We start from the raw sequence: 26,546 nt of genomic DNA on the forward strand, positions 1-26,546 counted from the left end.
GGCCGGGTATAGCGAGAGACGATTATTTCTTACGCGCGTACTTCAGTGAATCCAGCGCAACCGCGAAGATAATGATGGCGCCTTTGATGATGTACTGCCAGTACGGGTTCACGCCGATATAGGTCAAGCCGTAGTTGATGACGGTGAAGATGATCACACCGGTCACCACGCCCAGTACCGTACCCACGCCGCCGCTGAAGGAGACGCCGCCCACCACGCAGGCTGCGATTGCATCCAGCTCGTACATGAAGCCAAGGTTGTTGGTTGCAGAACCGATACGGCCCGCTTCCAGCATCCCGCCGAAGGCGTAGAACACGCCGGACAGGGCATAAATGATGAGCAGGTTCAGGGCAACGTTCACGCCGGACACTTTCGCCGCTTCCGGGTTACCGCCGATAGCGAAGATGTTTTTACCAAAGCGCGTTTTGTTCCACAGGATCCAGACGAAGGCCACCGCAATCAGCGCATAGAAGGTGATATACGACAGGCGGAAGCTGCCCAGCGCGATGAATCCTTGCGTAAAGGTCGAGAAGCCGCTGTCAAAACCCGAGATTGGGGAAGCACCCACGAAGTCGTAGTACAGGGAGTTGATACCGTAAACGATGATCATCGTACCCAGCGTGGTGATAAACGGCGTCACGTTCAGGTAGGCGATGATAATACCGTTGATCAGACCAATCACCGCACCGATGGCGCAGACAATCAGGATCACCACGAAAATCGGCATGGTGGCCATTTCCGGGAAGACCTTGTTGGCGTTTTCCATCGACTGCAGCAGGGTTGCCGCGATAACCGCCGCCAGCCCCACCTGACGACCGGCAGAAAGGTCCGTCCCCTGGGTTACGATCAGGCCCGCCACGCCCAGCGCAATGATAATACGCACGGAGGACTGGGTCAGAATGTTACTCAGGTTCAGCAGGCTTAAGAACGTAGGGTCCTGGAAAATGATGATAGCCAGCAGTACTAAAAGAACAACGTAAATACCGCCTTCTTTCAGGTAAGTGAGAAAACTTTTTTTATTTAACGCACTCATGAGGAGCCCCTGATCTTAAAGGTGCAAAGACGCAAGACGCAAAATTTCGTTTTGCGTTGTCGTTTTGGTGTCAACAATACCGGCAACGAGACCATTGCTCATAACCAGAATACGATCCGTGATCCCTAACAATTCCGGCATTTCGGAAGAAATAATAATGATCCCTTTATTCTTTTTCGCCAGCTCGGCAATCAGCTGATAAATTTCAAACTTCGCGCCGACGTCAATGCCGCGGGTCGGTTCATCCAGCATCAGAATTTCTGGCTGGGTTAATAACCAACGTCCGATAATGACTTTCTGCTGGTTACCGCCTGACAGCGAACCAATTTGGGTGCGGTGCCCTGGCGTTTTCACGCGCATGGAGTCAATAACCCATTGGGTATCGCTCTTCATGCGGGAGTTATCCAGCAGTCCGACTTTGTTTTTGTAATTGCGAATGTTAGAAATTAACGAGTTAAAGTTAATATCCAGATAGGCATAAATACCGGTCGAACGACGCTCTTCCGTCACCAGCGCAAAACCATTATTAATGGCTTCGTTGGCGTTGTGGTTGTTAATTTTCTTACCGTGCAGCGTAATAGTGCCTTCGGCTTTCTCACGGATACCGAACAGGGTTTCCACGATATCGGTACGTTTTGCCCCGACCAGACCGGCAATCCCCAGGATTTCGCCCTTATGCAGATCGAAGGAGACATCGCGAATAGACGGCTGGCGTAACGAGGTCAGATTGCGCACTTCCAGGATCACTTCGCCCGGCTTGTTTTCTTTGTCCGGGAAGCGCTGGTTAAGGGAACGGCCGACCATCATGGCGATGATCTTGTCCATGTCCAGCCCTTCCAGCGGCTGCGTGGCAATCCACTGACCGTCGCGCAGGATGGTAATCTCATCGCACAGCTGGAAGATCTCTTCCATTTTGTGGGAGATATACACAATGCCGCAGCCGCGATCTTTTAGCTTACGAATAATGGTAAAAAGGTGATTAACCTCTTTTTCCGTTAATGACGATGTCGGTTCGTCCATAATGACGATTTTCGCATCATAGGAGAACGCTTTGGCGATTTCGATCATCTGCATCTGGGAGACGGATAATGTTCCCACGCGGGCGCGCGGATCGATATCAATATCCAGCTCATCAAAAATCGCTTTGGTGTCGCGATACATTTTGTCCTGATCGACAAAGACACCCTTGGTTGGATAACGCCCCAACCACATGTTATCCATGACTGAACGCTGCAGCACCAAGTTTAATTCCTGGTGAACCATCGAGATACCGTTTTCCAGTGCTTCTTTCGCTGAATGGAAATCGATCTCTTTCCCCTGAAAAAGAATGCTGCCAGAATCTTTTTGATAGATCCCAAAAAGACATTTTAATAATGTTGATTTACCCGCACCGTTCTCCCCCATCAGGGCATGAATAGAGTGAGGACGAACTTTTAAATTAACATTATCGAGTGCCTTAACGCCGGGAAATGACTTGTTGATACCGCTCATTTCCAACAGGTATTCACCGGATGACTGAGTATTTGTGCTGACCATAATTATACCTTGTTGGCCTCGCATATCGCGTTATAAAAGGGCGCAACGAATTGCGCCCAGTGGAGACAGTACCGCTAACTTATTTACCGATAAACTCAGCCAGGTTGGACTGGTCTACGCCCACGTAAGGTACGCGAACGATTTTGTTTTCAATTTTCCAGCTGGTGCCATCAGCCGCGCCTTTGCCATCGGCCAGGTTTTTCGCCAGATCGAAGGTCGCTTTCGCCTGGTTGTTGGCATCGTTCAGAACGGTACCGGCCATCGCACCGGATTTAACCAGCGCCAGCGCTTCTGGCAGTGCATCTACGCCGAATACCGGGATGGAGGATTTGTTGTGTGCTTTCAGCGCTTCTACCGCACCCATTGCCATCGCATCGTTGTTCGCGATAACCACTTCGATTTTGTTCGCGTTAGGGCCGGACAGCCACGCGTCCATCTTATCTTTCGCCTGAGCGGTATCCCACATCGCGGTATCTAACGCCAGCTGCTGGGTTTTCAGACCCTTGTCGTTCAGCTCTTTGATAACGTAAGTGGTACGGGCTTCAGCATCCGGGTGGCCTGGTTCGCCTTTCAGCAGCACGAACTGAATCTGACCGTCTTTGTTCAGGTCCCAGTTCGGGTTCGCCGCCCAATGTTTTGCGATCAGATCGCCCTGAATAATACCGGACTCTTTGGAGTCGGTACCGACGTAATACGCTTTGTCGTAGCTATCCAGCGCCTTACGGGAAGGTTCTTTGTTGAAGAAGACGATTGGCACGTTCTGGCCGCGCGCTTTTTCAATAACCGTGCCTGCTGCAGCCGGGTCAACCAGGTTGATGGCCAGGGCTTTCACGCCTTTCGCCAGCAGAACGTCGATCTGGTCGTTCTGTTTGGACTGGTCGTTCTGGGAGTCGTTCATCAGCAGCTGAACGTCTGGCGCTGCTTTCGCATCTTTCTCAATAGCTTTACGTACAACAGACATGAAGTTGTCGTCGTATTTATAGATGGTCACACCAATACGGGTATCCGCAGCGTGCGCTGCTGCACCAAAAAGCATGCTTGCCATTACGGCAGACAGGGTCAACACCTTCTTATTCATGGTATCTCCGGTTTTTTTTATGCAGGGTAGTTCTTGTGAATAACGATCGGCAGGCAGGTGTTAATAAAACGTTACTGACAGCCGAAGTTCACTTATAAAATTTCTATCTTCCGTGTTCGGTAACGCTCCAGAAATGCGTTTTATTCGTTGTTTGCGGCACATTGGCTATAGTGAAAGTGAATAATCACCGTTACATAGCGTTTCAGCCCCTAAAACGCTGACATCATAGTCAGCGCCTTGTTAAGATACTGTGAATTTACTCACAGATTGAAAACGGTTACATCACCTGATGTAATCAGTTAGTGATCGGAACCACAATTTGTCGGGCCGCGACGGAGTGCCGACGCACTAAAGTCGGCATGAAACAGTGTGTTGCGCCCGGATCCAGCAACCCTGCCGCCCCCTGTAACGCCAGCTCAGTCGCCAGTTTCGCCATAGAGGCAATGGGGTAACGCACCGTTGTCAGCTGCGGGTCGGTGTAACGGGCAATCGGAATATCATCAAAACCAATGAGTGATAAATGCTGTGGCACCGCAATGCCGTTATCTTTCAGCGCCGTCAGGGCGCCTGCCGCCATGCTGTCGTTATAGGCAAACACTGCAGTAAGCTGCAGGTTGCGGCCCAGCAGCTCCACCATTGCCGCCTCGCCGCCCTGCATGTCCGGCGTACCGGTGCCCGTCCAGCTTTCTGACGGCGTAATGCCGTGCTCTTTCAGGGCGTTTTGCCACCCCTCGCGCCGCAGGTCGTCATCTTCAATATGATGGCTGGAGGCCAGATAACCGATCCGCTGATGCCCGTTGTTGATGAGCATTTTCGTCGCCATCATGGCGCCGCTGACGTTATCCAGCCCGACGCAGCGATGGGCATAGCCGGGGACGATGCGGTTGATCAGCACCATGCCCGGGATCTGATCCATAAAGCCGGTTAGCTCTTCATCGCTCAAGGCTTTTGAGTGGACAATCAGGGCGTTACAGCGCTGGCGAATCAGCACTTCGATGGCGTGTCGCTCCTTTTCCGCCTCATGATAGCTATTGCCGATCAGCACATATTTCTGATGCTGCTGGGCGACCACGTCGACCGCTTTGACCAGCGCGCCGAAAAAGGCATCTGATACATCCATCACCACCACGCCGATGGTGTCGCTGACCTGCGTCGCAAGCGCCTGGGCATTGGCATTTGGCCGGTACCCGAGCTGGGTCACGGCTTTCATTACGGTTTCACGGGTTTCAGGGCTGACCAGCGCGCTATTGTTCAGCACGCGTGAGACGGTAGCCACAGAAACGCCCGCCTGACGGGCGACGTCACGAATGGTGATCATATTCACCATCCTTCAAAGGATTGCAGCAACTCACAGACACCCCCTGTGTTTAGCAAGGTGGCTATTTTGGCAGCGAGAGAAAGGGGACTACGTGAAGAAGCTCACACTCATGAAAACGCTTACATCCGTTTTGTTAATGATTGTGATCCAGATCGTTATCTGGATGTGTTCCTCAATGATACCCCTGAAGCATGTGCGGTTAACTTACGCCACACCCACTCCAGCGGTCCCTGGCGGAAATAGCGTAGCCAGAGAACAGAAAACGCCAGGTTAATCACCCAGACCGGAATAACAAACGCCAGCAGCGTGAGGCGGTCGAATTTCATAAACAGGCCAAATCGATAGAAAAGCGTGGTGCAGAGAAGCGTTTGCAGGAGGTAGTTGCTCAACGCCATGCGGCCTACGCAGGCGATAGCGCTGACGATCCACAGGCGGGAAAGCGTTGGCCAGAAGCCATAGATCAGCGCCGCGTATCCGATGGTCTGGAACGGCGCGCTCAGTTCGCGCGGCACCTGGAGCAGGAACGCGCACCAGCGGTAATCCCAGTGGATGTGCCACTGCGTGATTATCGCCGGGAGGTTAATCAACACGCCGATCAGCACCAGCCCGACCCCCGTTCGCCGATAGTGACGCAGGCTGAACTCCCCTTTCAGCCAGCCGGTGCGCATCAGTGACGCGCCCATCAGCATCATGCCCGCCAGCTGCCAGCCGTATTGCGCGCCCAGCGCAAGGAGGTTATCCCCCAGCATATCCGCGCGGTTGCTTATCGCTTCCGTACCGCCCTTCAGCTTCCAGTACTGTTCGTACTGCAGGTTAGCGGCATCCGGGATCCAGGAACGGTTCGTCGCCTCGCCGGAGATCATCCCCAGCAGCAGCAGGACCCCAAGCCCCATGACATAGAGCATCACGCCGGTGTTAAACAGGCTTTTTACGCTGTGCGCATCGCGAATCAGACGCCAGCAGATGAGCCCGACTAACCCATACGCGAGAAGAATATCGCCGTCCCAGAAGAACAGGCCGTGGATAAAGCCGAGGAGAACCAGCAGCGTCAGGCGCGACTGGATCCAGCGCGTACCGCGTTTGAGGAGGAGTTGCAGACCTGCTCCAAACAGCAGGGCAAACAGCGTGAGGAATTTAACCTGTGCGAAGAGATCGAGGACAGCCCAGGTCCAGGCATCACTACGCGTGATATCGCCATACCAGGCAGGATTGAGATAAGCCGCCTTCGGCAGGCCGAAGGCGCTGATATTAAGCAGCAGGATACCGAGAATGGCGACGCCGCGAACAAAATCGAGCGTGACGTTTCGCTCCATGGTTCCTGCCCTGTAAGACTTAGTTGTGGTGACGTACCGCGCGCAGGAACTCCTGACGGGTATTCTGGCTCGATTTAAACAGGCCGCCCAGCGAGGTTGTAGTGGTCGCGCTGGTTGCATCACGCACGCCGCGCGCCTTCACGCAGTAGTGAACCGCGTCGATAGAGACGGCCACGTTATTCGTGCCCAGCAGCGTTTGCAGCGCGGTCAGGATCTGCTGCGTCAGACGCTCCTGCACCTGCGGACGCTGGGCAAAGAACTGCACGATGCGGTTGATCTTCGACAGGCCAATCACCGTATCTTTTGGGATATACGCCACGGTCGCTTTACCGTCGATGGTCACGAAGTGGTGTTCGCAGGTGCTGGTCAGCGTGATATCGCGTACCGTCACCATCTCGTCCACTTTCATCTTGTTTTCAATGACGGTGATTTTCGGGAAGTTGGCGTAATCCAGCCCGGAGAAAATTTCGTCGACGTACATTTTCGCGATGCGGTGCGGCGTCTCCATCAGACTGTCGTCACTCAGATCGAGATTCAGCAGCTCCATGATCTCGGTCATATGACCGGCAATCAGACGCTTGCGGGTTTCATTGTCCAAATCCTGTACGGGCGGACGCAGTGGCGTTTCAAGACCGCGCGCAACCAGGGCTTCGTGGACCAGGGCAGCTTCTTTACTGAGTGATGACATTTTGTTCTCCTGCAGGTGTGGCGTCTTTTGCCCTCGTTGTGGCAAAAGTATGCGCTCATTGTGCGTGAGGCGGCGCACATAATCCAGTATTCACGACGATAATTATTGCAATTGCTGTTGCCTTTCAGCGTGACGATTCCAGACCAGCGCTCCGCCGACGAACAGCGCAACGCCCGCCAGCCCCAGCGCGGGCTCCAGCCGGTGGGTAAGCCAGGTTGATAATGCCGAGGTCATCGGGCCAATCAATTGACCAATCGCATACCCGGTGGTGAGCAGGCCTGCCATATAGCGCGTGTGGTTTGGCGCCAGCTCGCGGCCGTATAAAAGAGAGAGCTGCACGGCACACAAAAAACCGCCCCCCACCAGCAGTCCGCCCGTCAGCAAACCACCAATTCCCGGCAGCAGCCAGGCCGCCAGCACGCCAGCACCCTGTAACCACAGCACGATAGCCAGCCTGCGGTTAGCCGTTGAGGTGTGGCGTAAAAGAATACTGAGCGCAATGCCCACCACGGCGGCGATACCAAAAATCGGCCAGACAAACTGGGCAAACAGGCTGCCGGGAAAACGCACCGCCGCCATTTGCGACAGGAATGTCGCCGGGAGGATATAGCCAAACCCGGCCAGACTGTAGCTCCAGACCAGGCGCTTTAAATCCGCCGTCAGCACCAGCGGCTCCGGCGCGGTGCCGGGGCGATGGAGCTGCCCGGATCGCGGAAGGTAGCGCGCCACAAGCGCAATCAGCACCAGCGCCAGCACGCCGTAGATTTGCCATGCCGCCCCGGCCGAAAGGGATTTCGCCTGGATATAGACGGCGAGAAGCCCGCTCAGGGCAATGCCCGCTCCCGGTCCGGCAAACACGGCGGCACTCAGTCCCGGTTTACCCAGCTGCCCCAGCCGCTCGTTGGTCCAGGCGGCAATGAGTACCATCGACCAGCCGCTCATGCAGCCAATAACGAAGCGCAGCAGGCCGTGCACAACGGCGTTATCCGCCGCCGCGGAGAGCAGCGTCAGCGCAACCGCGCCGGTGATGCCAAGCCAGAGGCGCGTTTCCACAAAGCGGTGCGCGCGCATTGCATCCCATGCGCCCACCAGATAGCCCAGATAGTTCATCGCCGCCACCAGACCCGCGCTGGTCAGCGTAAGCTGTCCGGCAGCAATCATGAGCGGTACCTGAGGCGTAAAGGCAAAGCGCCCTATCCCCATCGCCACCACCAGAACGACAAACCCACTGAGCGCAATACGCAGCGCCATGACCGCTCCAATTGTTAAAGAAAAGTAAATTTATGATGCAGCATCTCGCCGTCTGGCGAAAGTGAAAGTTACTCACAGGTCAATGAAAAGGCTGTATTATGGTTTTTATGAATACGCATTCTCATTAAGGAGCCCTGCATGGAACTGCTCGAAGAGCACCGTTGTTTTGAAGGTCGACAGCAGCGCTGGCGGCATGACTCCACCGTCCTGAACTGTGCGATGACGTTCAGCATTTTCCTGCCGCCGACGGAAAATCCGCCGGTTCTGTTCTGGCTTTCAGGCCTGACCTGCAACGACGAAAACTTCACCACCAAAGCGGGCGCGCAGCGACTTGCCGCCGAGCTGGGTATTGCGCTGGTGATGCCTGATACCAGCCCGCGTGGCGATGATGTAGCCGACGATGCAGGATACGACCTGGGTAAAGGCGCCGGGTTTTATCTCAATGCGACCGAGCAGCCCTGGGCGTACCATTACCGCATGTATGACTACATTCGCGACGAGCTGCCCGCGCTGATTCAGTCCGGGTTTGCGGTAAGCGACCGCTGCGCCATCAGCGGACATTCTATGGGCGGTCACGGGGCGCTGATCATGGCGCTAAAAAATCCGGGAAAATACGTCAGCGTGTCGGCATTTTCGCCAATTGTTAACCCAACGCAGGTGCCGTGGGGGCAGAAAGCCTTCACGAACTATCTGGGTGAAGATGAAGCAAAATGGCAGGAATGGGACAGCTGTGCGCTGATGCTGGCCAGCAGCTCGGCAAATGCGCTCCCGATGCTTATCGATCAGGGCGATGCGGATCAGTTCCTCGCCGGGCAGCTACAGCCTGCGGTGCTGGCAGAAGCGGCCCGCCAGAAGGACTGGCCGCTGACGCTGCGCATCCAGCCGGGGTATGACCACAGCTATTTCTTCATCGCGTCCTTTATTGAGGATCATCTCCGCTTCCATGCGGAGCATTTGTTTGAGTAAGTGCGGCTGCGTGCGCTCTGATGCCCTCACCCTGGCCCTCTCCCACAGGGAGAGGGAACAAACACTAAAAACGGCAACTTACGTTGCCGTTTTGCTTTTACCCTGGCCGCATCAGAACTTATAATCCACGCCCACAAAGTAGCGACGGCCATCTTCCGTATAGCTGTAATCGTCACGGCTCAGATCTTTATCCAGCAGGTTCTGCACGCCCGCGCGCAGCTTAACGGCTTTCGTTACCTGCCACGCGGCGCCGGTATTCCAGATGACATAGCCACCCGGCGTTGCTGCACTGCTGGTCAGCGCGCGTTTCTCACCGGTGTAGTTGCCCTGAACGTAGAACGACCAGTCCTGCGTCGCCTTCCAGTCAACGGTACCGTTGGCGGTGTGGAACGGCAGATCCGACAACGGCTTGTTGCCGCCGTTGCTGATATCGCGACCGTCGTTGTAGGTATAATTAAGGGTCACTTTCCAGTCGTCCGCCAGCGGGAATTTTAGCTCGGTTTCCACCCCGCGGATGCGCGCCTTGTTAACGTTGTAGTAGCGGAAAATTGGTTCGCCGTCCGCATTCAGTCCAACGTAGTTAGGGTAGCCCTGGGCCTGTTTTGCATTGGCCGTACGGCTGATGCTGATGCGATCATCCACGTTATTCTGGAAGGTGGTAACGCTGGCCTGCACGCCCTCTAACCAGCCCTCTTCCCCGCTGTAGTACAGACCGAATTCGAAGCTCTCGCTGGTTTCCGGTTTCAGATCCGGGTTACCGACTATCTCACAGGCACCGCGACACGAGCCGGTGACCCAGTCCGGGCTAAGCTGGAGCAGCGACGGCGCTTTAAACGCGGTGGCCCAGCCCCCTTTCACCGTTACGGTATCGGTCGCGTTGTAAACCAGATAGGCTCGCGGGCTCCAGTGGTCACCGTAGGTATCATGGTCGTCCATACGGATGCCGGTGGTCAGCGCCAGAGGTTCAAAGATACGCCACTCATCTTCAAGGAACAGGGCATACTGGCTTGTCGAGGTACTGCTGCTGGAACCGCCCGTCAGGTTGACCGGATCTTTCAGCTTATCGTGACGCCATTCCCCGCCGAAGGTCAGAAGCTGGTTGATTTCGCCCAGCGGCAGCACGTATTTTCCGTCCACCGCGTTGCTCTCGGAGGTGATCGGATTGCTGTTGCCGGGGTTTTTGTTATCCACCTTTTCGCCGTAAACCTTTAGCTCGCTGTTGCCGACGCCCCAACGGCCGTTGTGGCTGAGAGAGTAGTTCTGACGCTCAAGGCGGTTTTTGTCGAGGGAATCCGAGTCGCGATCCTGACGATCGAAGCCGTAGCCCGCCGTAAAGTCGTGATTTTCAGACGGTGTCCAGGCGAACTCCACATTCGCATCGCGGCTGGTGAAGCCTTCAATGCGCGGCGTTTCACCGCTCGCCGTGGTGGAGGACTTCTGCTGACCGTCTTTCTCACGCTTCGCGAGGCTACCGTAGGCTTTCAGCCCCAGCAGGCCGTCCACCAGCGGACCGCTGGTATAGAACTGACCGTTGTACGTGTCTCCACGGTCGCGGTGCTCCTGAATCGTGGAATCGGCGCTCAGGGTACCCGTCCATTTCTGGCCGATTTTTTTGGTGATAATGTTCACCACGCCGCCCAGCGCATCGGAACCGTACAGAGAAGACATCGGTCCGCGCACCACTTCGATGCGTTCGATGGCGTCAACCGGCACCCAGTTGAGGTCGAAATCATTATGGCGGAATACCGCGTTACGCGAGTTAACGCGCTTGCCGTCGATCAGGATCAGCGTATAGCTGCTGTCCAGTCCACGAATACTTACCCCTTTACGGTTGTCCCCTTCGCTCGTGAGCTGAACGCCCGGCACCTCCCGTAACACATCTTTCAGATTCTGAACGGGTTTGCGCTGCAAATCTTCCTGGGTAATTACGCTGATGCTTGCCGGTGCGTCTTTCAGGTTTTGCTCGGTCGCGGAGGCCGTTACAACCATTGTGTCGCCGGATTCCGCTGCGATAACAGGCAGGGCCAGGGACATTGCGGACGCACAAAGTCCTCCCCTGACGAAGGGATTCAACCTAAACATTCCATATCTCCATGAGGTAAATACAACTAAATCAAATCATCATTGCTCACAGCGTCTTCCTTGCCGCCCACATCTGCGGTGGGTCGGTGACACGCTTATTTTTTGATAACGATAAAGCAAACGATAATTATTATCAATTAAATTGTTAAGAAATATATCTTTGTTTCAGGATGCGGGCATAAAAAAACCCGCTCGAATGAGCGGGTTAAAAGAGAGGAAATGCGATTATTGTTTAAATCGTTCCGGGAATTCCATTTCACTGTAGCGAACGAATTTTGTTCCTTTCGTCAGCTTGTAGCCAAACCAGATGACGAGGAACAGCGGAATACCAATGTAGGTCGCCGTCACGGCGCCCCAGTCAATGGTGTCCGCCAGGAACGCTTCATAGTTCTGTCCCAGCGTAATGATCAGGCACAGAATGAAGGCGAAAATAGGACCCAGTGGGAAGAAGCCGGAGCGATACGGCAGAGAGTTAACATCGTGACCCTGCTTGACGAAACCGCGGCGGAAACGGTAGTGGCTAATAGCAATCCCCAGCCAGGCAATAAAGCCCGTCATCCCGGACGTGTTAAGCAGCCACAGGTACACCGTCTGGTTGCCAAACATGGAGGTCAGGAAGCACAGACCGGCAATCACCGTTGTGGCGTAGAGCGCGTTACGCGGTACGCCACCGCGGGACAGCTTCGCGAAGATACGCGGTGCTTTACCGTCGCATGCCAGCGTGTAGAGCATACGGGTGGACGCGTACATCCCGGAGTTACCGGCTGAAAGCACTGCGGTCAGGATAACGGCGTTCATCACCGCCGCGGCTGAAAGCAGACCGGCGTGCTGGAAGACCAGCGTGAACGGGCTGACGCTAATGTCTTTAACGTCATTACGCAGCAGGCTTGGATCGGTGTACGGGATGATCAGGCTGATAATCAGGATCGCGAACACATAGAACAGGAGGATACGCCAGAATACCTGACGGACCGCACGCGGAATATTTTTCTCCGGGTTCTCTGACTCACCGGCGGCGATACCAATCAGCTCGGTCCCCTGGAAGGAGAAACCGACAATCATCGCCACGCCAATCATCGCCGAAAGGCCACCGGCAAAAGGCGCATCGCCTATCGCCCAGTTACTCCAGCCCGCAGGTTCTGCGCCTTTGAAAATACCAACGATCATCGCCACACCGACGACGATAAAGATGATGACGGTTGCCACTTTGATCAAAGAGAACCAGTATTCCGCCTCGCCGAAACCGCGCACGGAGATGTAGTTCAGCAGGAAGATGACGGCCAGGAACAGGGCGCTCCAGATCCAGCCTGGCGTATCCGGGAACCACCAGTTCATCACCAGCTGTGCGGCGACAAGGTCAACGGCGATGGTGACCGCCCAGTTGTACCAGTAGTTCCAGCCCAGCGCGAAGCCGAAGCCTTCTTCAACGTATTTTTGACCGTAGGTCGAGAACGAACCGGATACCGGCATGTACGCGGCCAGTTCGCCGAGACTGGTCATCAGGAAGTACACCATCAGGCCAATCAGTATATAAGAGAAGAGTGCCCCACCCGGGCCGGCTGCCGAAATCGTTGCGCCAGAGGCAACGAAAAGACCTGTACCGATTGAGCCGCCAATGGCGATCATCGTCAGGTGACGCGCCTTGAGTTCACGACGTAGCGTGGGCGCTTCTGTGGTTTTAATTTCTGAAACCATATGAAAATGCTGTCCATTTAATAAATGAGGCGCGATTGTAGCAGACGATCCGCGTTCCTTCCGGCAGAAATACTCAGTTATAAGAGAGCTTCATGACTCGGCCAGGATTATAAGTAAAGCATAAAAATGTGGGGTGACAGGCGCGCGTAGCCCCGGTAAGCGAAGCGCCACCGGGGAACGTTAAATGGCGCAGTAGCGCAGAAAACGCTGCAGAGAGCTGGAAAGGTGTTTCTGACGATGATGGATGCACCATAGCGTGCGCACCAGCTTCGGCAACGGAACCGGGATTTCAACCAGCGACCCCGTCTCAAGCTGTTCGGCAATGACGCGCCGGGAAAGACAGCTGATCCCCAGGCCATGACGCACCGCGTGCTTAATCGCCTCAGAGTTCCCCAGCTCCATCCCCAGCTGGAAATGTGGCAGATGGGAAAGCAGCAGATAATCGACAATTTCACGCGTGCCGGAGCCCTGCTCGCGCAGGATCCACTGCGCCTGCGCCAGGCGCTCCAGCGTCACCTCGCCCTGCAATAACGATGAGGCCGGGGATGCAAACACCACCAGCTCATCTTCCAGCCAGGGCTCGGCAATGATATCGACGTTATGGCAGGGTCCTTCGATGAGGCCGATATCCACGCGGAAATCGATCACCGCGTTGATAACGTCCTGGCTATTGCCCACGCTCATCTCCAGCGGCAGGGTCGGGAAATCCCGGCGGTAGCGGGCAATCACTTCCGGCAGGATGTAGTTCCCAATGGTGCTGCTGGCATAGACGCGGATCGCGCCGTTGTCCTCGCGGAACAGCTGTTCGATTTCGATAGCCTGCTCCAGCAGCGCCAGCGCCCGTGGATAAAGAAGACGACCGTGCTCGTTGACCACAAGCCGCTTCCCTACCCTGTCGAACAGCTGCACGCCCAGCTGCCCTTCAAGATCGGTCAACGCCGCGCTGACCGCAGACTGCGAGAGCGCCAGCATTTGTGACGCCTGGGTTGTCGAACCGCTTTTCAGCACCTCGGCAAACACTTCCAGCTGACGCAATGTAATGTGCATGGTTGCTTACCACTTATATAGATTGATTATAAGTATATAATCAATTTTATTTTTAAGCCAGAGCGCCGTAACCTTTAGCCAGACAAAGGAGAAGGTTATGTCAGAAATCACCCTACAACATCATCGTACAGTGTGGCACTTCGTGCCGGGCCTCGCGCTTAGCGCAGCAGTGACCGCCGTAGCATTATGGGGCGGCAGCATCCCGGCTATCGCGGGCGCAGGTTTCAGCGCGTTGACGCTGGCCATTTTGCTGGGCATGGTCGTGGGAAATACGGTTTACCCACATATCTGGAAATCCTGCGACGGCGGCGTGATCTTTGCCAAACAGCACCTGCTGCGTCTCGGGATCATCCTTTACGGCTTCCGTCTCACCTTTTCGCAGATTGCGGACGTGGGCGTGAGCGGAATCGCTATCGACGTCCTGACCCTGACTAGCACCTTTTTACTGGCCTGCTTTATCGGCCAGAAAGTCTTTGGCCTGGATAAGCAAACCAGCTGGCTGATCGGTGCCGGGAGCAGTATCTGCGGGGCCGCGGCGGTGCTGGCAACAGAGCCCGTCGTTAAAGCCGAAGCCAGCAAGGTGACCGTGGCGGTGGCGACGGTGGTGATCTTCGGTACGCTGGCGATCTTCCTCTACCCGGCGATGTATCCGCTGGTGGCCCACTGGTTTAGCCCTGAAACCTACGGCATCTATATCGGCTCGACCATGCACGAAGTGGCCCAGGTAGTTGCGGCAGGGCATGCCATTAACCCGGAAGCTGAAAACGCGGCGGTGATTGCCAAAATGCTGCGCGTGATGATGCTGGCACCGTTCCTGATTTTCCTCGCGGCGCGGGTTAAGCAGCTGGCACCGGCAGGCGGCAGCGAGAAAAGCAAAATCACCATTCCGTGGTTTGCGATCCTGTTCATCGTGGTCGCTATCTTTAACTCCTTCCACCTGCTGCCGAAAGCGGTGGTGGATATGCTGGTGACGCTGGATACCGTGCTGCTGGCGATGGCCATGGCGGCACTGGGGGTCACAACACACGTCAGCGCGCTGAAAAAAGCCGGTGCCAAACCGCTGCTGATGGCGCTGGTGCTCTTCATCTGGCTGATTGTCGGGGGCGGTGCGATTAACCTCGCGGTCCATAGCCTGATGGCATAAACCATCTCGTCCTTCTCCTGCTAACCCGCTATCATAAGCGTTTCGGGTTAGCAGGAGTTTTTTTATGAAATATGTTGGAGCGCACGTCAGCGCTGCAGGTGGCCTTGCGAATGCCGCCATTCGCGCCGCCGAAATCGAGGCGACCGCTTTCGCCCTGTTCACCAAAAATCAGCGCCAGTGGCGCGCCGCGCCGCTCACCGCCGACGTGATTGATGATTTCAAAGCCGCCTGTGAGAAGTATCACTACGGGCCAGGCCAGATCCTTCCCCACGACAGCTACCTGATCAACCTCGGTCACCCGGTTGAAGAGGCGCTGGAAAAATCCCGCGAGGCGTTTCTTGATGAAGTACAGCGCTGCGAACAGCTGGGGCTGACGCTGCTGAACTTCCATCCGGGCAGCCATCTGATGCAAATCGATGAAGATGCCTGCCTGGCGCGCATTGCCGAATCCATCAACATCACGCTGGACAAGACCAAAGGCGTCACCGCGGTGATTGAGAACACCGCCGGTCAGGGCAGCAACCTCGGCTTTAGGTTCGAACATCTGGCGGCGATTATCGACGGCGTGGAGGATAAATCCCGCGTTGGCGTATGCATTGATACCTGCCACGCGTTTGCCGCCGGCTATGACCTGCGCACCACCGAGGCAACGAAAAACACGTTCGATGAGTTCGAGCGCATTGTGGGCTTTAAGTACCTGCGCGGAATGCACCTGAACGATGCGAAAAGCGCCTTTGGCAGCCGCGTTGACCGCCACCACAGCCTGGGCGAAGGCAACATCGGCCACGATGCGTTCCGCTTCATTATGCAGGACGTCCGCTTCGACGGTATTCCGATGGTGCTGGAAACCATCAATCCGGACATCTGGGCAGAAGAGATTGCCTGGCTGAAGGCACAGCAAACCGCTGAACAGGCGGCATAAAAAAAGCCGGGTGCATAATGCAACCCGGCTTTTTTTGTAGGTCGGGTAAGGCGAAGCCGCCACCCGACACCTTGTTTACGCTGCTTTCGCCACAACTTCCGCTTCAGGACGTTTCAGCACCGCGTATGACAGACCCGCCACCAGCGTACCGGCAACGATGGCCAGCAGGTAGCCCAGGACCGGGGTGATTGCGCCTGGGATCAGCAGGACAAACAGACCGCCGTGTGGTGCCATCAGCTTCGCGCCAATCGCCATGGAGATCGCACCCGTCACTGCACCACCCGCGATACAGCACGGCAGTACACGCATTGGGTCACGAGCCGCGAATGGAATCGCCCCTTCGGTAATGAAGCACAAGCCCAGAACCAGCGCCGCTTTGCCGCCTTCCTGCTGCGCTTTATCGAACTTACGACGGGCAATAATCGTCGCCAGGCCGAGCGCCAGAGGAGGCACCATACCTGCCGCCATGATGGCTGCCATTGGCGCGTAGGTCTGGGTACTCAGCAGGCCAACACCAAAGGCGTACGCCGCTTTGTTCACCGGACCACCCATGTCGGTACACATCATGCCGCCGAGGATTGCGCCCAGCAGAACCGCGTTCGCGGTACCCATGGTTTGCAGCCAGTGGGTCAGACCCGCCAGGATGCCCGCAACCGGCTTACCAATCAGGTAAATCATCGCCAGACCGACCACCAGGCTGGAAATCAGCGGGATGATCAGAATCGGCTTCAGCGCTTCCATACTCTGAGGCAGCTTGAACTTCGAGCTGATGAGCTTCGCGACGTAACCGGCCAGGAAGCCCGCGATAATACCGCCGATAAAGCCAGAACCGGTGCTTACGGCCAGCATACCGCCGATAAGGCCCGGCGTCAGGCCAGGACGGTCAGCAATGGAGAAGGCAATAAAGCCTGCCAGGACGGGTACCATCAGCGCGAACGCGGAACCGCCGCCAATCTGCATTAACGCAGCGGCCAGCGTGCCTTGCTCTTTAAAGGCGGTAATACCAAATGCGAACGAAAGGGCAATACACAGACCACCCGCAACCACCATCGGCAGCATGTAAGACACGCCGGTCAACAGATGGCGATATGCGCCTGCAGACTCTTTCTTACCTTCCGTCGCGGTTTGACGCGCGCCGGTTGCCTGATACGGCTTCGCTTCCACCAGCGCTTTATCAAACTCCTGCGCGGTCTTTTTCAACGCCAGGCCGGTAGACGTACGGTACATTGGCTTACCGGCAAATTTTGCCAGGTCCACTTCGATATCCGCCGCCACGATCACCAGATCGGCCTCAGCCACTTCTTCAGGGGTGATAGCGTTGCCGGCACCGACGGAGCCGCGCGTTTCAACTTTTACCCACCAGCCGCGTTTTTTCGCTTCGGTTTCAATGGCTTCAGCTGCCATAAAGGTGTGAGCCACGCCCGTAGGGCAGGCCGTCACCGCAACAACGCGTTTCGGACCCGTGGCCGCAGCCGGTGCCGTCGCGACAGGCGCGCTGTAGACAGACGCGTGCCCTTTCGCTTCGCTCAGGAACAGTTCCGGGTGTGCCACCGCGCGATTAATATCGCCCAGCCACACTTTTTTGCCGTTCAGCGCACTGTCAGCCGGGATTTTGTCGCCCAGTACAATGGCCAGTTCTGCATCGCCTGGATTATCGATAATGTCCAGATGTGCTTTTTGTGCCGCCGCGCCCAGCAAGGTCTTCGCCATATAGGCGCGGGCCTGTCCGAGACCGGAGTCAATGATCAGCAGCGTTTTCATTATTCCTCTCCTGCTGTTAGTTAAAAGGTTTTAAGTCAACGCGCGCCATCATCGCGGCTAACTGGGTACGATCGGTAATGCCGACATTGCTCTGGCTTACGGCCAGAGCAGCAACGGCGGTGGCAAGACGTAAAGTATGTTCACTGGATTCACGCATCAGCAGACCATAAATCAGGCCGCCAACCATGGAATCCCCTGCGCCAACGGTGCTGACAACTTCCATTGACGGCGGTTTGGCGATCCATTCACCAGACGCGTTAACCCACAGCGCGCCTTCTGCACCAAGAGAGATCACCACGTGAGCGATACCCTGCTCGCGCAGCGCATGGGCAGCGTCAATCACATCTTTTAATTCTGGCAGCTTACGACCCGCCCAGATTTCCAGCTCGCGGCGATTCGGCTTCACCAACCACGGAGAGGCTTTCAGACCCGCAACCAGCGCGTCGCGGCTGCTGTCAAAAATGATGCACGGGCACTGGCTGCGCAGGCGCGTCATCCAGTCGGTAAACGCTTCCGGGCTGACGCCGGACGGCAGGCTGCCGCTGACGCAGACCATGTCAAACTGACCGAGCCAGGTCAGAGAGTCGTTAACAAAACGCTCCCAGTCAGACGGCGTCACTTCGAAGCCAGAGAAGTTCAGATCGGTCACTTCACCGTCTTTCTCCGTCAGCTTGACGTTGATGCGGGTACGACCCTGAACAACCTGAAAACGGTTGGCAATGCCCAGCTCGCTGAACAGCTGCTGAAAACCATCCTGGTTATCTTTACCGAGGAATCCACCCACGGTGACGTCGATACCGAGATCCTTGAGCACTTTCGCGACGTTAATCCCTTTACCCGCAGCATGCAGGCCAGTGGTACGCACGAGGTTGACTTCGCCGCGCTCAATTTCCGGGCAAAATCCTACCAGGTCATAAGCCGGGTTCAGCGTAATAGTCGCAACACGTCTGCTCATTATGCGCCCTCCCCCAGACCCGCCGCGATGGCGTCGCCAATCGCTTTCAGCGCCTGTTCAGCATCGGCACCCTGTGCGGTGAAACGCAGACGATGTCCTTTCTTCACGCCCAGCGCGACAACTTTCATCAGACTACGGCCGTTGGCCGGTTTGCCCGTGCCATCAAGATTCGCCACGGTAATCTCACTCTCGAATTGTTTAATGGTATTCACCAGCATGGTGCCCGGACGGGCATGCAGGCCGTGCTCGTTGCGTACCACGAACTCAGCGGTCTGCACGTCTTCGGTCGGCGCATCATCACTGGTCAGCAGTGCCAGCACGGTGGAGGCATCAGCGTTCAGCAGTTTTTCAGCTTTGTTGTTCAGCAGCAGATCGCCCAGACGCTTCAGCACGGAAACCGGCTGATCGTCGTTCATCGCCACGGTCACCAGCATGGCCGCACGCTCACCTTCCACGTCAAACGCATTGGCCGCGCGGCTCACGGCGATAGCGCTGCGCAGGTTGCCTTCAGCACTGTCGTTCAGCCAGATACCCTGACCCAGATTCAACGGCTTATCGTTAATCACGCGCGTCACAAACGTGGCATCCGCCGCGCCGGCTTCTTTCAGACGACCCGCGTTCAGCGCCTGCAGCGTCACCAGATCGGAGGCAACCACGTCCAGCGTCAGCGTTTCATTATCCAGTTTCAGCGCTTCGCTCTGTTTTTCGCCCATCAGCAGGGCGCGCAGCTCTTCAGCTGTGGTCGCGGACTTCAGCTGTTCAGCCACGTCGTCATCGCTCAGGACATGCGTCAGCTGACGCAGCAGGCCTAAGTGTTCGTCGCTGCTGGCCGCGATACCGATAGCCACATACGCCACCTGACCGTCGCCCCAGAGCACGCCCTGCGGGAATTGATAAACCTGAACGCCGGTTTTCAGCACCTGATCGCGGGTGTCGGTTGTGCCGTGCGGAATGGCAATGCCATTGCCGAGGAAGGTTGAGGTCTGCTGCTCGCGGGCCAGCATTCCGTTTACATAGCCGTCCGCGACGTTACCCGCCTGCACAAGCGCGGCGGCAACCTGGCGAATAGCCTCTTCTTTATCCCCGGCCTGAGCGCCCGGGTGGATATCCTGAACAGATAACTGGAACATGGTTCTCCACTCCTGCTGAACTTGAATCGTTTCAGCTTTAATGAGAAAAAATGCGCTAGCCTGCTCCGTTTGTTAAAACAAGATAGCGCTGAAACGTTTCAAAAAGTCTTGCGCTTTCTGCAATGTCTTGCAAGAAAACTCGTATTTCTGATATCAGAATTTAGAGATACAGCACATTTCTTCTTCGTTCCGCTGAATTTTGCTGAAGTTCAGCAAGACAGTTTCAGCTAAGGTCAGCCCGGTTGGACGTAAGGTGAAATGCCATTTTGATTTATCGTGGCATCATTGACCGCACCCACTGTTTATTTTTTAGCTGACGGCGTAAACTCCGCCCCTCTCTGCTACTCGCTAATTATAAAACATGCATAACACCCCTGCGGCCGTCACGCCGAAGCCCTTTGATTTGACCTCCGCGGCATTCCTGGTTGTTGCCTTCTTCACGGGCATTGCCGGTGCGTTACAGACGCCGACATTGAGCCTATTTCTGACAAATGAGGTTCAGGTCCGCCCGGCAATGGTCGGCTTCTTTTTTACCGGAAGCGCCATCATCGGCATCCTGGTCAGCCAGTTTCTGGCGGGACGATCCGACAGAAAAGGCGATCGTAAAAGCCTGATCGTTTTCTGCTGTCTGCTGGGGGTCATGGCCTGCGTTCTGTTCGCCTGGAACCGCAACTATTTCATTCTGCTCTTCGTCGGAGTATTCCTGAGCAGCTTTGGCTCAACGGCGAACCCTCAGCTGTTCGCCCTTGCCCGCGAACACGCCGACCATACCGGACGTGAAGCGGTGATGTTCAGCTCTGTCCTGCGTGCTCAGGTGTCGCTGGCATGGGTGATTGGCCCGCCGCTGGCCTACGCGCTGGCGATGGGTTTTGGCTTTACGGTGATGTACCTGAGCGCGGCCGTCGCGTTTGTGGTGTGCGGCGCGCTGGTGTGGTTCTTCCTGCCGTCCATGCGCAAAGAGCAGAAAGTGGCAACGTGCGTGCTGGAAGCGCCGCGCCGCAACCGCCGCGACGCCCTGCTCCTGTTTGTTATCTGCACGCTGATGTGGGGCACCAACAGCCTGTATATCATCAATATGCCGCTGTTTATTATTGATGAACTGCACCTGTCGGAGAAGCTGGCGGGCATCATGATGGGCACCGCGGCCGGGCTTGAGATCCCGACGATGCTCATTGCGGGCTATTACGCAAAGCGCTTCGGAAAGCGTTTTTTAATGCGCATCGCCGCCATCGCCGGTCTGCTGTTCTATGTCGGTATGCTGACGGTACATACGCCGGGGCTGTTGCTGGCTTTACAGCTGCTGAACGCCATCTATATTGGCATTCTCGCCGGGATAGGCATGCTTTATTTCCAGGATCTGATGCCGGGCCAGGCAGGCTCTGCCACCACCCTTTATACTAATACCACCCGCGTGGGCTGGATTATCGCGGGCTCAATGGCCGGTGTCGTTGCCGAAATCTGGAACTATCACACGGTGTTCTGGATTGCGCTGGTGATGTGTACGCTGACGATCGGCTGTCTGGCGAGGATTAAAGACGTTTAGGGCGCGGTGAGCGCTTCCAGTTCAAGAAGGTACGTCATCGCCTGCCCTCGCGTGCTGCCACACATTTCGGCAGTGGGCTGAAGCCCGGAGCACACTTTCGGGCGCAGCGGTGAGCCAAAGATCATGCACAGGTTCGTTTCCGAGAGCTGAACACAGCGGGTATTGGCAGGCTTGCCCTCCGGCATTCCTGGAATGGGGCTTGAAATGGACGGTGCAGTACAGCACGCGCCACAATCGGGACGGCAATCCATAAATGCTCTCTTTCGCTGACGATCGCCCGCGCAGTCGGGCATCGCGCGCACAGTAACACCTTTTGCGTATTGATAGCAAAAGCCACGAATTCCTCTTGCCTGAAAGGCCGCGCGCGAGTAATTTGGCGCGATATTTTTTACCTCCCGTAAACAGGATTACTGCAATGCCAAGAGCGAACGAAATTAAGAAAGGTATGGTGCTGAATTACAACGGCAAACTGCTGATTGTGAAAGATATCGACATTCAGGCCCCGAGCGCCCGTGGTGCAGCAACGCTGTACAAAATGCGTTTCGCCGATGTGCGTACCGGCCTGAAGGTGGAAGAGCGCTTTAAAGGTGACGATATCGTCGATACCGTGACCCTGACCCGTCGCTACGTTGATTTCTCCTACATCGACGGCAACGAATACGTGTTCATGGACAAAGAAGATTACACCCCGTACATCTTCACCAAAGATCAGATTGAAGAAGAGCTGCTGTTCATCCCTGAAGGCGGCATGCCTGACATGCAGGTCCTGACCTGGGACGGCGTGCTGCTGGCGCTGGAGCTGCCTCAGACCGTCGATCTGGAAATCGTGGAAACCGCACCAGGTATCAAAGGCGCATCAGCAAGTGCACGCAACAAACCGGCTACCCTGACCACCGGCCTGGTTGTGCAGGTGCCGGAATACCTCTCCGCTGGCGAGAAGATCCGCATCCATATCGAAGAAAAACGCTATATGGGTCGCGCCGACTGATTGCGGCATTTGTCGGGTGGCGGCTTCGCCTTACCCGACCGACAAAAACACAAAAACCGGCTCTTAGGCCGGTTTTTTTGTAGCCCGGTAAGCGTAGCGCCACCGGGCTACAGCGCTTACAGAAGCTCCGGATACTTCGTCATCTTCAGCGCCAGCTCAACGCCGCGCACTTCCGCCATCCCTTTAAGACGGCCAATCGCCGAATAGCCCGGGTTGGTTTTCTTACGCAGATCGTCCAGCATCTGGTGGCCGTGATCCGGACGGAACGGAATAGGCCGCACATCGCCCGCCTGCTTGCGACGCGCCTCTTCCGCCAGAATGGCGTCTACCACCGCCACCATATTCACATCGCCGCCCAGGTGCGCCGCCTCGTGGAAGGTTTTTGGGTTCTCTTCGCGGCAGGTCGCACGCAAGTGCGTGAAATGAATGCGATCGCCAAAGGTTTCAATCATCCGCACCAGGTCGTTATCCGCGCGTACGCCGTAGGAGCCGGTACACATGGTAAAGCCGTTATAGATGCTGTTTACCGTCTCTTTCAGCCACTGCATATCTTCAAGGGTGGAAACGATACGCGGCAGGCCGAGGATAGGACGCGGTGGATCGTCCGGATGCACGGCTAGGCGTACACCTGCCTCTTCAGCAACCGGCACGATAGCGCGCAGGAAATACGCCATGTTTTCACGCAGCTGCTGCTTATCAATATCGCCGTATTCCGCCAGGCGCGCGCGGAACTGATCCAGCGTATACCCCTCTTCAGCTCCCGGCAGGCCCGCAATAATATTACGGGTCAGCTTTTCGATGTCCGCGTCTCTGGCTGCATTGAACCATTCGAGCGCCTGCTGCTGCTCTTCCGCGGTGTAATCCGCTTCGGCGCCAGGACGTTTCAGAATGTGCAGCTCAAACGCCGCGAAGGCGATCTGGTCGAAACGCAGGGCTTTCGAGCCGTCCGGCATCTGATATTCAAGGTCGGTACGCGTCCAGTCGAGGATGGGCATGAAGTTATAGCAAACCGTATCAATGCCGCAGGCCGCCAGGTTGCGAATGCTCTGCTGATAGTTAGCAATCCAGGTCTGGTACTCCCCGGAATGGGTTTTGATGTCTTCGTGAACCGGGATGCTCTCTACCACAGACCAGGTTAACCCCTTCTCCGCCAGCAGCGCCTGACGCTGTTGAATTTCTTCAACCGGCCATACCTGACCGTTAGGAATATGATGCAGCGCCGTGACGACACCCGTTGCGCCAGCCTGGCGCACATCATCAAGAGAAACCGGATCGTTCGGCCCGTACCAACGCCAGGTTTGTTCCATTGCCTCACCCTCTTAAGTTGTTATACCAATATTCGTTACCGCAATGACGACTACCATACATGTTTGCCGCCAAGGGTCAATATACCGCCTCACATTGATTGATCAAACTCACAGAACGGGGATATTTACGGCTCACCAATTTTATTTGCTGTCATATAACTTTACACTGGCATTGTTAATTAATGGTTAATCAGGTGTGTATCTCATGAAGACAATTGCCTCCACCGCCCTTCCTGCCCGGGTTCAGCAACCTCGCTACGATCGCGCGCAATTACGCTCCCGCATCGTCCATTTTGGCTTTGGCGCGTTCCACCGTGCGCACCAGGCATTGTTAACAAATCGGGTGCTGAATGAAAAAGGCGGCGACTGGGGTATTTGTGAGATTAGCCTCTTCAGCGGCGACGTGCTGATGAGCCAGCTGCGCGCGCAGGATCACCTGTTCACCGTGCTGGAGAAAGGGGCAGAAGGCAATGAGGCGATTATCGTCGGCGCCGTCCATGAATGCCTGAACGCAAAGCTGGACTCTCTGCCCGCCATTGTTGAGAAATTTTGCGAGCCTCAGGTCGCTATTGTGTCGCTCACCATCACGGAGAAAGGCTATTGCATCGATCCCGCGACCGGGAAACTCGATCTGCACAACGCCCGGATAATCCACGATCTTGAGAATCCCTCAGAGCCACATTCCGCCCCCGGGATCCTGGTCGAAGCGCTCCACCGCCGCCGCGAGCGCGGCTTGCCTGCGTTTACCGTGCTCTCCTGCGACAATATCCCTGATAACGGGCACGTAGTGAAAAACGCGGTGCTGGGCATGGCGCAAAAGCGTTCTGCAGCGCTTTCTGAATGGATTGATAGCCACGTGAGCTTCCCGGGGACGATGGTCGACAGAATTGTTCCCGCCGCGACGGACGCCTCACTGGCGGAAATCACCGACGCGCTCGGCGTTGAAGATCCGTGCGCCATCAGCTGTGAACCGTTTATTCAGTGGGTGGTGGAAGATAATTTTGTCGCCGGCCGTCCGGAGTGGGAAGTCGCCGGCGTTCAGATGGTGCAGGATGTTCTGCCCTGGGAGCAGATGAAATTGCGCATGCTCAACGGCAGCCACTCTTTCCTGGCGTATTTGGGGTACCTCGCGGGCTACGCCCATATTAATGAATGCATGGAGGACGCTGCGTTCCGCGAAGCCGCCCGTCGGCTGATGCTGGACGAGCAGGCGCCCACGTTACGCATTAAGGATGTCGACCTCACCGCCTACGCAGATAGCCTGCTGGAGCGCTTTGCCAACCCGGCACTCCAGCATCGGACCTGGCAAATCGCGATGGACGGTAGCCAGAAGCTGCCCCAGAGAATGCTTGACGGGATCCGCGTTCATCTTGAGCGAAATACACCGTGGTCGCTGCTGGCTCTGGGCGTGGCCGGCTGGATACGCTACGTCAGCGGTACCGACGATCGTGGCAACGCGATTGACGTTCGCGATCCCCTCAGCGATAAAATTCGCACGATGGTCAATGCCAGCAGCGACGCCGAGCGCGTTAACGCCCTGCTGGGGCTGAGCGAGGTCTTTGGTCACGATCTCGCGCAAAACAGCGCGTTTGTGGAGGCTGTCAGCCAGGCATACCAGCGCATCACCCGCCACGGCGCGCGTCAGGCTGTTATCGAAACGTTAAATGTTTAACGATTATTGCCCTTAACGCGAACGGATGAGTTCTCCGTTCGCCCTTTCCCTTCTCACCGGTCACATTTTTCGCCAGGATAGAGAGAATAGTGTTATAGCATCACCATTCTCATCTGGAGCGCACGTGACCAAAACCAACCTCATCACCGGTTTTCTCGGCAGCGGTAAAACCACCTCAATTCTCCACCTGCTGGCGAATAAAGATCCTGCCGAGAAATGGGCCGTGCTGGTCAATGAATTTGGCGAGGTGGGCATTGACGGCGCGTTGCTGTCATCCAGCGGCTCGATGATTAAAGAGATCCCCGGCGGGTGCATGTGCTGCGTCAATGGCCTGCCGATGCAGGTCGGGCTCAATACGCTGCTGCGTCAGGGCAAACCCGACCGCCTGCTGATTGAGCCCACCGGGCTGGGCCATCCGAAGCAGATCCTCGATTTACTGACCGCCCCGGTTTACGAGCCGTGGATCGACCTGCGCGCCACCCTGTGCCTGCTCGATCCGCGTCAGCTTCTGGATGACAAGGCGGTGGCCAATGATAATTTCCGCGATCAGCTCGCCTCGGCTGACGTTATTGTCGCGAATAAAGCAGATCGCGCCACGCCTGAAAGCCAGGCCGCGCTGGACGCATGGTGGCAACATTTCGGCGGCAACCGCACGCGGGTGCAGGCCACACAGGGGAATATTGATAGCGCCCTGCTTGATCTTCCTCGTCTGAACCTCGCCGAGCTGCCTGCCAGTGCGGATCATTCGCACAGTCATCCGGTTAAGCAGGGTTTAGCTGCTCTCAGCCTGCCGGAACATCAGCGCTGGCGTCGTAACCTGAACAGCGGCCAGGGATATCAGGCCTGCGGATGGATATTTGATGCTGAAACCGTTTTTGACACCATTGGGATCCTGGAGTGGGCCCGACTTGCTCCCGTCGATCGCGTGAAAGGGATCATGCGCACCCCAGACGGGCTGGTGCGGATCAACCGTCAGGGTGACGATTTCTTTATTGAAACGCAAAATGTGGCGCCGCCTGACAGCCGAATAGAGTTAATTAGTGCGGTTAACGCCGACTGGAATGCCCTCCAGTCCAGCCTGTTGAGGATTCGTTTAAGTTCGGGCGGCTAACGTTGC

The 26,546-nt window shown here is 56.1% G+C and carries 22 protein-coding genes; 7 read left to right on the forward strand and 15 right to left on the reverse strand.

Going from position 1 to position 26,546, the window contains the following annotated elements; all coding sequences use genetic code 11:
- Positions 1–22: 22 nt before the first annotated feature.
- From mglC to ACMGGX_RS02855, 7 genes are all read right to left on the reverse strand, one after another.
- On the reverse strand, positions 23–1,033 hold the full coding sequence (mglC, locus tag ACMGGX_RS02825; RefSeq protein ID WP_008500921.1) for a galactose/methyl galactoside ABC transporter permease MglC: 1,011 nt from the start codon (positions 1,031–1,033) through the stop codon (positions 23–25).
- Positions 1,034–1,048: 15 nt separating this feature from the next.
- Positions 1,049–2,569, reverse strand: a complete 1,521-nt coding sequence (gene mglA, locus ACMGGX_RS02830; protein WP_023312467.1) for a galactose/methyl galactoside ABC transporter ATP-binding protein MglA — start codon at positions 2,567–2,569, stop codon at positions 1,049–1,051.
- A gap of 79 nt (positions 2,570–2,648) precedes the next feature.
- Positions 2,649–3,647 carry a galactose/glucose ABC transporter substrate-binding protein MglB gene (gene mglB, locus ACMGGX_RS02835; protein WP_023312468.1) on the reverse strand — a complete coding sequence of 333 codons (999 nt, stop codon included), beginning with the start codon at positions 3,645–3,647 and terminating at the stop codon, positions 2,649–2,651.
- A 295-nt stretch (positions 3,648–3,942) separates the two neighbouring features.
- Positions 3,943–4,965 (reverse strand): HTH-type transcriptional regulator GalS, encoded by a 1,023-nt coding sequence (galS, locus tag ACMGGX_RS02840; RefSeq protein ID WP_029740403.1) that lies wholly within the window; start codon positions 4,963–4,965, stop codon positions 3,943–3,945.
- A gap of 155 nt (positions 4,966–5,120) precedes the next feature.
- Positions 5,121–6,278 (reverse strand): DUF418 domain-containing protein YeiB, encoded by a 1,158-nt coding sequence (yeiB, locus tag ACMGGX_RS02845; RefSeq protein ID WP_420298018.1) that lies wholly within the window; start codon positions 6,276–6,278, stop codon positions 5,121–5,123.
- 19 nt (positions 6,279–6,297) lie between these two features.
- A complete protein-coding gene (gene folE / locus ACMGGX_RS02850) occupies positions 6,298–6,966 on the reverse strand; it encodes a GTP cyclohydrolase I FolE (RefSeq protein WP_023312471.1) in 669 nt (222 codons plus the stop codon).
- Positions 6,967–7,068: 102 nt separating this feature from the next.
- Positions 7,069–8,217, reverse strand: a complete 1,149-nt coding sequence (locus ACMGGX_RS02855; RefSeq protein ID WP_039263162.1) for a YbfB/YjiJ family MFS transporter — start codon at positions 8,215–8,217, stop codon at positions 7,069–7,071.
- Between the two features lie 138 nt (positions 8,218–8,355).
- Here ACMGGX_RS02855 and fghA point away from each other — a divergent pair, with 138 nt between their 5' ends.
- Complete coding sequence (fghA, locus tag ACMGGX_RS02860; RefSeq protein ID WP_181593518.1) at positions 8,356–9,183, forward strand: S-formylglutathione hydrolase; 828 nt, start codon at positions 8,356–8,358, stop codon at positions 9,181–9,183.
- Positions 9,184–9,294: 111 nt separating this feature from the next.
- On the opposite strand, the gene cirA is transcribed toward fghA, so the two are convergent.
- From cirA to yieE, 3 genes are all read right to left on the reverse strand, one after another.
- Entirely contained in the window at positions 9,295–11,265 is a 1,971-nt protein-coding gene (cirA, locus tag ACMGGX_RS02865) for a catecholate siderophore receptor CirA (RefSeq protein ID WP_348561507.1), read from the reverse strand.
- Positions 11,266–11,490: 225 nt separating this feature from the next.
- Positions 11,491–12,960, reverse strand: a complete 1,470-nt coding sequence (locus ACMGGX_RS02870) for an amino acid permease (protein ID WP_023312475.1) — start codon at positions 12,958–12,960, stop codon at positions 11,491–11,493.
- Between the two features lie 180 nt (positions 12,961–13,140).
- A complete protein-coding gene (gene yieE / locus ACMGGX_RS02875; protein ID WP_023312476.1) occupies positions 13,141–14,007 on the reverse strand; it encodes a DNA-binding transcriptional regulator YeiE in 867 nt (288 codons plus the stop codon).
- Between the two features lie 97 nt (positions 14,008–14,104).
- On the opposite strand from yieE, the gene ACMGGX_RS02880 reads away from it, so the two are divergent.
- Together ACMGGX_RS02880 and nfo are read left to right on the forward strand one after the other, a co-directional pair.
- Positions 14,105–15,151: a YeiH family protein gene (locus tag ACMGGX_RS02880; protein WP_033146035.1), complete on the forward strand. Its 1,047-nt coding sequence runs from the start codon at positions 14,105–14,107 to the stop codon at positions 15,149–15,151.
- A 64-nt stretch (positions 15,152–15,215) separates the two neighbouring features.
- Positions 15,216–16,073 (forward strand): deoxyribonuclease IV, encoded by an 858-nt coding sequence (gene nfo / locus ACMGGX_RS02885; protein ID WP_348561509.1) that lies wholly within the window; start codon positions 15,216–15,218, stop codon positions 16,071–16,073.
- 75 nt (positions 16,074–16,148) lie between these two features.
- Here the strand turns inward: nfo and fruA are convergent, their stop codons facing one another.
- The 3 genes from fruA to fruB are packed head-to-tail and all read right to left on the reverse strand — an operon-like array spanning position 16,149 to position 19,919.
- Entirely contained in the window at positions 16,149–17,834 is a 1,686-nt protein-coding gene (gene fruA / locus ACMGGX_RS02890; RefSeq protein ID WP_420298019.1) for a PTS fructose transporter subunit IIBC, read from the reverse strand.
- Between the two features lie 16 nt (positions 17,835–17,850).
- The gene (gene fruK / locus ACMGGX_RS02895) at positions 17,851–18,789 is read right to left on the reverse strand and encodes a 1-phosphofructokinase (protein WP_008500936.1); all 939 of its coding nucleotides are present in this window, start codon (positions 18,787–18,789) and stop codon (positions 17,851–17,853) included.
- On the reverse strand, positions 18,789–19,919 hold the full coding sequence (fruB, locus tag ACMGGX_RS02900; RefSeq protein ID WP_032658986.1) for a fused PTS fructose transporter subunit IIA/HPr protein: 1,131 nt from the start codon (positions 19,917–19,919) through the stop codon (positions 18,789–18,791). The genes fruK and fruB overlap by 1 nt, the downstream gene beginning before the upstream one ends.
- A 361-nt stretch (positions 19,920–20,280) precedes the next feature.
- Between fruB and setB the strand changes: the two genes are divergently transcribed.
- A complete protein-coding gene (gene setB / locus ACMGGX_RS02905; RefSeq protein WP_420298020.1) occupies positions 20,281–21,462 on the forward strand; it encodes a sugar efflux transporter SetB in 1,182 nt (393 codons plus the stop codon).
- On the opposite strand, the gene ACMGGX_RS02910 is transcribed toward setB, so the two are convergent.
- A complete protein-coding gene (locus ACMGGX_RS02910) occupies positions 21,459–21,713 on the reverse strand; it encodes a YkgJ family cysteine cluster protein (protein ID WP_023312483.1) in 255 nt (84 codons plus the stop codon). The two genes, setB and ACMGGX_RS02910, sit on opposite strands and share 4 nt — an antisense overlap.
- A gap of 164 nt (positions 21,714–21,877) precedes the next feature.
- Between ACMGGX_RS02910 and yeiP the strand changes: the two genes are divergently transcribed.
- On the forward strand, positions 21,878–22,450 hold the full coding sequence (gene yeiP, locus ACMGGX_RS02915) for an elongation factor P-like protein YeiP (RefSeq protein ID WP_008500940.1): 573 nt from the start codon (positions 21,878–21,880) through the stop codon (positions 22,448–22,450).
- A gap of 116 nt (positions 22,451–22,566) precedes the next feature.
- Here yeiP and uxuA read toward each other — a convergent pair whose 3' ends face one another.
- Positions 22,567–23,757 carry a mannonate dehydratase gene (gene uxuA / locus ACMGGX_RS02920; RefSeq protein ID WP_181593522.1) on the reverse strand — a complete coding sequence of 397 codons (1,191 nt, stop codon included), beginning with the start codon at positions 23,755–23,757 and terminating at the stop codon, positions 22,567–22,569.
- Positions 23,758–23,962: 205 nt separating this feature from the next.
- Between uxuA and ACMGGX_RS02925 the strand changes: the two genes are divergently transcribed.
- The gene (locus tag ACMGGX_RS02925) at positions 23,963–25,429 is read left to right on the forward strand and encodes a mannitol dehydrogenase family protein (protein ID WP_181593523.1); all 1,467 of its coding nucleotides are present in this window, start codon (positions 23,963–23,965) and stop codon (positions 25,427–25,429) included.
- Between the two features lie 124 nt (positions 25,430–25,553).
- Positions 25,554–26,540: a CobW family GTP-binding protein gene (locus ACMGGX_RS02930; protein ID WP_181593524.1), complete on the forward strand. Its 987-nt coding sequence runs from the start codon at positions 25,554–25,556 to the stop codon at positions 26,538–26,540.
- The last annotated feature ends 6 nt before the right edge of the window (positions 26,541–26,546 follow it).

Source organism: Enterobacter sp. BNK-29, from assembly GCF_048684785.1.
Classification (GTDB): Bacteria; Pseudomonadota; Gammaproteobacteria; order Enterobacterales; family Enterobacteriaceae; genus Enterobacter; species Enterobacter cloacae_M.